Annotated in this window: 8 protein-coding genes and 1 pseudogene; 7 read left to right on the plus strand and 2 right to left on the minus strand. The window is 65.6% G+C overall.

The genetic code is table 11. The annotated features are described in order from the left end of the window. The first annotated feature begins 2 nt into the window (after window positions 1–2). The 3 genes from IEY49_RS19485 to IEY49_RS19495 all read left to right on the plus strand — a co-directional run bounded on the left by IEY49_RS19485 (window position 3) and on the right by IEY49_RS19495 (window position 2,314). Window positions 3–1,004 (plus strand): DNA-directed RNA polymerase subunit alpha, encoded by a 1,002-nt coding sequence (locus IEY49_RS19485; protein WP_189011820.1) that lies wholly within the window; start codon window positions 3–5, stop codon window positions 1,002–1,004. Between the two features lie 116 nt (window positions 1,005–1,120). Continuing rightward, on the plus strand, window positions 1,121–1,471 hold the full coding sequence (gene rplQ / locus IEY49_RS19490; RefSeq protein ID WP_189011822.1) for a 50S ribosomal protein L17: 351 nt from the start codon (window positions 1,121–1,123) through the stop codon (window positions 1,469–1,471). 270 nt (window positions 1,472–1,741) lie between these two features. Further along, window positions 1,742–2,314, plus strand: coding sequence for an RBBP9/YdeN family alpha/beta hydrolase (locus tag IEY49_RS19495; protein ID WP_189011824.1), 573 nt, complete (start codon window positions 1,742–1,744; stop codon window positions 2,312–2,314). A 61-nt stretch (window positions 2,315–2,375) separates the two neighbouring features. Here IEY49_RS19495 and trxA read toward each other — a convergent pair whose 3' ends face one another. Continuing rightward, window positions 2,376–2,705 carry a thioredoxin gene (gene trxA, locus IEY49_RS19500; protein ID WP_012693970.1) on the minus strand — a complete coding sequence of 110 codons (330 nt, stop codon included), beginning with the start codon at window positions 2,703–2,705 and terminating at the stop codon, window positions 2,376–2,378. 90 nt (window positions 2,706–2,795) lie between these two features. On the opposite strand from trxA, the gene IEY49_RS19505 reads away from it, so the two are divergent. The 4 genes from IEY49_RS19505 (at window position 2,796) to IEY49_RS19520 (ending at window position 6,185) form a co-directional block, all read left to right on the plus strand. Further along, the gene (locus IEY49_RS19505; protein ID WP_189011826.1) at window positions 2,796–3,170 is read left to right on the plus strand and encodes a DUF309 domain-containing protein; all 375 of its coding nucleotides are present in this window, start codon (window positions 2,796–2,798) and stop codon (window positions 3,168–3,170) included. 56 nt (window positions 3,171–3,226) lie between these two features. After that, window positions 3,227–3,820: a LabA-like NYN domain-containing protein gene (locus IEY49_RS19510; RefSeq protein ID WP_189011828.1), complete on the plus strand. Its 594-nt coding sequence runs from the start codon at window positions 3,227–3,229 to the stop codon at window positions 3,818–3,820. Next, on the plus strand, window positions 3,810–4,847 hold the full coding sequence (gene plsX, locus IEY49_RS19515) for a phosphate acyltransferase PlsX (RefSeq protein WP_189011830.1): 1,038 nt from the start codon (window positions 3,810–3,812) through the stop codon (window positions 4,845–4,847). The genes IEY49_RS19510 and plsX overlap by 11 nt, the downstream gene beginning before the upstream one ends. 108 nt (window positions 4,848–4,955) lie before the next feature. Continuing rightward, a complete protein-coding gene (locus tag IEY49_RS19520; protein ID WP_189011831.1) occupies window positions 4,956–6,185 on the plus strand; it encodes a mechanosensitive ion channel family protein in 1,230 nt (409 codons plus the stop codon). Between the two features lie 3 nt (window positions 6,186–6,188). Here the strand turns inward: IEY49_RS19520 and IEY49_RS19525 are convergent. Next, window positions 6,189–6,835: pseudogene (locus tag IEY49_RS19525) on the minus strand (ATP-dependent zinc metalloprotease FtsH); the annotation flags it as partial.

Consider the following 6,835-nt stretch of genomic DNA (forward strand, 5'->3'; position numbering starts at 1 on the left):
CAGTGGATCAAAAGCGCCCCCAACTCAAAGCCCGCGTGGACGGCAACTACGGCGAGTTCGTCCTGGAGCCGCTCACGCGCGGTTACGGCGTCACCATCGGGAACCCCATCCGGCGCATCCTGATGTCCTCGATCCCCGGTACGGCTGTGACCAGCGTGTACATCGAGGATGTTCTGCACGAGTTTTCAACCATCCCCGGCGTCAAGGAAGACGTTATCCAGCTGATCTTGAACCTCAAGGAACTCGTGGTGCGGTTTCACACGAGCGGCCCCAAGACCCTGACCCTGCGTGCGCAGGGCGAAGGCGTCGTCAAGGCCAGCGCTTTTGAGGTGCCCAGTGACGCGGAGATCGTCAATCCGGACCTGACCATTGCCACCCTGGCTGAAGACGGCAAACTGGTGATGGAAGTGCGCGTGGAAGAAGGCGAAGGCTACGTGCCCGCCGACAAGCACGCCACCAAGGACCGCATCAACTCGATTCCGGTGGACGCGGTGTTCAGCCCCGTTCGTCGCGTGGCCTACCACGTGGAAAACACCCGCGTGGGTCAGCAGACCGACCTGGACCGCCTGATCCTGCGCGTCTGGACCGACGGCAGCACCGGCCCGCAGGACGCACTGGACAAGTCCGTCGAGATCCTGCGTGACGAGCTGACCGTCTTCGGAAACGTGGAAGCCCTGCCTGCGCTGATCAGCGACGTGGCGCCGGTCTACACCCCCGCGCCCGTGCCAGCGCACAACGTGTACGATCTGCCCCCCACCACCGGCAGCGTCAATCTGAACCCCGGCGATTACCCCGCCGAACTCGACTCGCCCCGCGTGACCCTCGAGGGTCTGGGACTGACCACCCGCGTGCTGCATTCCCTCAAGGAAGAAGGCATCGACAGCGTGGACGCCCTGTGCGCCCTGTCCGACCGTGACCTCAAGAAGGTTCCTGGTATCGGCGAGCGCAGCCTGGACGAGATCAAGCAGCAACTGGCCCAGTTCGGGCTGGCGCTGCGCGACTGACCCCAGCGGGTGGCCCGGCGCCACCCGAGCGAAGCGAGAAAGGTTGTTTTCAGGCGCGCCGCGAATGAAGGCAACCGCCCCCAAGCCCCCGGGCTTGACCCCCAAGGAGAACACCCATGCGTCACGGTAAAGCCGGTCGCAAGCTCAACCGCAACAGCAGTGCCCGCACCGCCCTGGCCCGTGCCCAGGCGACGGCGCTGCTGCGCGAGGGCCGTATCCAGACGACCCTCACGAAGGCCAAGGAGCTGCGTCCTTACGTCGAGAAGATCATCACCACCGCCAAGGGCGGCGACCTGCACGCCCGCCGACTGATCGCCCGCGACATCCACGACAACGCTGTCGTGCGCAAGGTCATGGACGAAGTGGCACCCAAGTACGCCGAGCGTCCCGGTGGCTACACCCGCATCCTGCGTGTGGGCACCCGCCGCGGTGACGGCGTCACCATGGCCCTGATCGAACTCGTCTGAGTCTCGACAAACACAGAAGGCTCCCGCTTCGGCGGGAGTTTTTCTTATGGCCTGGAGCGGGCGATCCGTGTCAGTTCTTCCTCCGGATGGCTCACGGATTCACGATGCCAGCGCGAGGCGATCCTCTGTACCCCCCATCCCAGATCCAGAATGCATACGCCAGAAACTCGCCCGTCAGGTCGCGGAGGCTGGTGAACTTTGCATGAGCATCCTGGCCATTTTCTGTCCCTGCACCCCGCTGAGATCCGGCGCCTGACCTATGCTGCTGGTATGACCCCCACTCTTGTCATCGTCCCTGGTCTGGGTGACAGCGGACCGGACCACTGGCAGACCCTCTGGGAGCAGAAGTTCGGCGCTGCCCGGGTGCGGCAGGACGACCCCCAGAACCCAACGCCACAGGCCTGGTCGGCGCGGCTGCAGGAAGTGATCGAGGCCACCCCCGGCGACCTGATTCTGGTGGGGCACTCCTGCGGCGTGCTGAACATTGTTCACTGGGCCCGGCTGTATGGCGGTCACCCCCGGGTCCGGGGCGCGCTGCTGGTCGGCCCGACCGACGCGGACATGACCTCCACGTACGGGATGTATCCCGGCGTACAGGGCATGGCGCCCACACCACTGAGGCCTTTGCCGTTTCCGGCGTTGGTCGTTGCCAGCGAAAACGACCCGTATGCCAGCTTCGAGCGGGCACAGCTCTTTGCGGACGCCTGGGAAGCGGAATTCATGACGGCCGGCGAGGCCGGGCACATCAATGTCGACAGCGGTCACGGGGAGTGGCCTGAAGGCGAGATTCTGCTCTCGGAGGCCATGCACGCCTGGACTCCACCGGACATCGTGCGGCTGTGAGGGGTAATCAGCAGCACCCGCCTTTCCAGGAAAGGCGGGTGCTGACTGGAGGGTGCTGGTCTTAGTTGGCAGCCACGCCGAGATGCTTGTCGAGCAGGCTCTCGAACGCGCGCTTGGGCTGGGCGCCCACCACGCCCTCGACCGGCTGGCCGTCCTTGAACAGGATCAGGGTGGGGATGCTCATGACGCGGTACTGGCCCTGGGTGACGGGATTGTCGTCCACGTTAACCTTGCCGATCTTGACCCGGCCCTCGTACTGCCCGGCCAGTTCCTCGATCACCGGGGCGATGATCCGGCAGGGGCCACACCAGGGGGCCCAGAAGTCGACCAGGGTCAGCCCCTGCTCGATTTCGCTGGTGAAGTTGGTGTCGGTGAGTTCCACTGGTTTCATGTCACGAATATACGTCCCCGGGGTTACGGGGTGCATGGGGCTCACCTAACGGCGCATTCATTGGAAGGTGCAGCGGTTACCCTGGGCAGCGTGAGTACTGCACCCTCAACGCACGGCAACCAGGAGGCCTGGACCTCGGGGGTGGCGCTGTTCAACGCCGGGCACTGGTGGGAAGCGCACGAGGCCTGGGAGCCCCTCTGGTTGCAGGCGGCCGGCGCCGAGCGCCACTTCCTGCAGGGCGTGATTCTGCTGGCCGCCGCACTGCACAAACGCTGGGTTCACGGCAGCCTGACCCACCGCAACTACCACAAGGCCCTCAGGCACCTGGAACAGCTGCCGCCAGGCTATGCGGCCCGGACCCGCGGCATCGACGTTGCCCGGCTGCGCCATGAGGTCTGGGAAGCCCTGCACGACCCTGCCCGGCGCCCGGCCCTGCCCCTGCCGGACGGGTCCGGTATCCTGTGAAGCAACGGTCTGGAGCCGGAGGGCACAGACGGACATTGACAGGGGGACCTTCCAGGATGGAACGCATTGCACTGTTTATTGACGGCGCCAACGTATACGCGGCGGCCAAGCGGTTGGGGTGGAACTTTGACCACCGCAAGATTCTGGAGTACTTCGCGGTCCAGGGCCGCCTGTACAACGCCTTTTACTACACGGCCATTCCCATGCCGATTGATGACAAGCAGAAGCGGTTTACCGACGCCCTGACCTATATGGGCTACACCGTGCGCACCCGCCCCCTGCGGGAAAGCACCGACGAGCACGGGGACACTTCGCGCCGTGCCAACCTGGACGTCGAGATCGTGACCGACCTGCTGACCACCGCCGAGCGCTACGACACCGCCGTTCTGCTGACCGGTGACGGTGATTTTGAGCGTCCCGTGGAGGTGCTGCGTGCCCGCGGCAAGCGCGTGGTGGTGGCCAGTATTGCCGAGATGACCAGTTACGAACTGCGCAACGCTGCCGACGAGTACGTGGACTTCAAGGATATCCGGGAGCATGTCGAGCGTCCTGGCTACCGCCTGCCCAGCGAGCAGCGTGGCCATGACCGCATGGCGGACAGCCGGCCTTTTTACGTGACAGCTCCCCTGAGTGACACGGATGAGCGCTAAGTCGGTGGTGCCAGCCCCGACTTCCTTGCCCATCGCGCTGGATGCCATGGGCGGGGACCATGGCGCCGAGCCCAATGTGGACGGCGCCGTGCAGGCCGCCCGCGCCGGCGTCAGTGTGCTGCTCGTCGGAAACCGCGTGACGCTGCACGCGGAACTGGGCAAGCACCCCGGCAGCAGCAGCCTGCCGATTGACGTGGTCGACGCCAGTGACGTGATCGGCATGGATGAGCACGCCAGCGATGTGCGTGGCCGTACGGGAGCGAGCATCAACATCTGCACCCGGCTGGTCAAGGAAGGCAAGGCGGCGGCCGCTGTCAGCATGGGCCACAGCGGCGCGACCATGGCCAGCGCCCTGCTGACCCTGGGGCGGATCCGGGGAGTCGACCGCCCGGCGATCCTGACCCATCTGCCCGCGCGAGGCGGCTTTACCACCCTGCTGGACGTGGGGGCCAACGCCGACGTGAAGGCCGCGTATCTGGCGCAGTGGGCACGGCTGGCCACGGTGTACCTGAAAGTCCTCGAGGACCGCGAGGACCCTACCGTGGGCCTGCTCAGTATTGGCGAGGAAGACCACAAGGGCAGCGCCCTGGTGCTGGAGGCCCACGCGCTGCTGCGCGCGCTGCACGGCCAGGGTGTGAACTTCCACGGCAACGTGGAGGGCAACGACATCTTCAAGGCCACCACCGATATCGTCGTGACGGACGGCTTCACTGGCAATGTGGTCCTGAAGCTGGCTGAAGGCGAGGCCAAGGTGCTGCTGGGCTGGGTCAAGGAGGCCCTGACCAGCAGCCTGCGAAGCAAGCTGGGTGCGCTGCTGGTGCGCAGCTCCCTGCGGGGCCTCGCTGGCCGCCTGGACCCCAGCACCTACGGGGCCAGCATTCTGATCGGCGTGCGTGGGCTGACCTTTATCGGCCATGGCAGCGCCGATGGGCGCGCCGTTAAAAATGCCGTGCTTCGTGCCGCCCGTGCCCATGAGTCGAACCTGATTCCGCGCCTGGAAGCGGCGTTCGGGTCTGATCAGGCATAGGCAGAGGCCCCGCCCCACGTCAGGTTGCTGGCCCCGGTGGACAGTCCCTTATCGTCTCTTCTCGCGTGATCCTGACGGGTTGCGCGCCTTGCCCCGGAGGCCCCGAGGATGCTTGAAACGCTGACTTTCCAACTGCAAAAACCTCAGGTCTGGCTGGGTCTGGCCCTGACCCTGATGGTCGCTTACGCCCTGTACCGCTTTGGCCGCGTCCTGCTGCGGCATCTGGAACCCTACATGAGCCACCGTCTGCTGGCGGGGCTCAGGTGGCTCTGGCTCCTGCTGATCAGCCTGGGCTGGCTGGCCAACGCCACCAATGTCGTGTATCTGCCGGACGTGCCGGTCCTGTTCGAATTGGGGCAGGACATCCGCTCCTGGTTCCGCCACAGCGCCGGGCAGACCCTGGTGATTCTGGCGCTGGCGCTGATTGCCTGGAATCTGGTGGGTGCGCTGAGTGGACGCATCGTTCAGGACAGCAATGATGAGTTCAATCGCCGGACGGTCCGGGTGCAGACCCTCAAGGGTGTGGTGGACAGCACCCTGAAGGTGGTAATCGTGATTGTCGGTCTGATCGCGGGATTGCAGTCACTGGGCGTGAATGCCACCAGCCTGCTGGCCGGGGTCTCGGTGCTGGGTATCGCGGTGGGCTTTGGCGCGCAGAGTCTGGTCAAGGACGTGTTTACGGGCTTTTTCATCCTGCTTGAGGACCAGTACGGGGTGGGTGACGTCATCACCGTGAACACCGGACTGCTCAGCGGCAACGTGGAGAAGCTGAACCTGCGCATGACGGCCCTGCGCGGCCTGGACGGCACGGTTCACATCATTCCCAACGGGCAGATCGCCACCGTCAGCGTAAGCAGCAAGGACTGGTCGCGGGTGGTGGCCACGGTAGACGTGACCGCCAGTGCCAACATCAACGACGCCCTGCGGGTCCTGGAGGCGGTCAGCCGGGAACTGGCCGCCGACGAGGAGTGGAAGGGCTACTTCCTGGAAGACCCGGATATCCAGGGTGTGACCCAGCTTGCTCCGGACGGCGTGACGCTGCGCGCGCTGTTCAAGGTGCAGCCCAAGAGCCAGTACGCGGTAGGCCGCGAGTTCAACCGGCGTATCAAGATCGCCATGGACCAGGCGGGCATCGAGATTCCATCCTCACAGCGCAACCTGAATTTCGGCGCCCTTCCGGTGGAGATCAGGCTGGATCACGACGGGCAGCCCGGAGGGACGCGGACGGTGGCGCCGGGTCTGACCAGCAGCGCTCCTACGCCCCTGACCGAGCACGAGCGGACCCAGGCGCCGGTCAAACCCAGCCTGACCCGCGATCCCGAAACCGACAAGGCCTGAGTTTCAAGCGGGCAGGGGAGAGGTAAGCAGCGGCTCCTGAACAGGTTCATCCAGCGTGCCCCCAGCCAGAAGGGTGGCAAATTCCTCGCCACTGAGGGTTTCCAGGCGCAGCAGCACCTTGACCACCTCGTGGACCTGGGGCAGGTGCTCGCGGACCAGCGTGACGGCGCGGTCGTACGCCGAGTCGATAAGGGCGCGGACCTCCACGTCCACCGCCTGCGCCGTGGCCTCGCTGATGGGCAGCGACTGGCTCATTCCACCCAGGTCACGGCCCTGTTCGGTGGCCAGAGCGACTTTACCTATCCGCGTGCTCATGCCCCACTCGGTGACCATTCGCCGGGCGAGTGCCGTGGCCTGCTGAAAGTCGTTCTGGGCGCCAGTGGTGATTTCCCCGTAGACCACGTCCTCGGCTGCGCGTCCCGCCAGGGCGACCGCGATCATGTCCTCCAGCGCCGGGCGGGTGACGTGCAGGCGGTCATCGGCGTCCGGCATCATGTAGCCGGCGGCCCGTCCGCGCGGCACCACCGTGAGTTTGGCCACCCGATTGGCGTACGGGAGGAGTTGAGCAGCGAGGGCGTGACCGACCTCGTGGTAGGCGGTGACCTTGCGGTCGGCTTCCCGGACCACCAGGCTGCGCCGTTCGGGGCCCA

Source organism: Deinococcus malanensis (genome assembly GCF_014647655.1).
In the GTDB taxonomy this organism is placed as follows: domain Bacteria; phylum Deinococcota; class Deinococci; order Deinococcales; family Deinococcaceae; genus Deinococcus; species Deinococcus malanensis.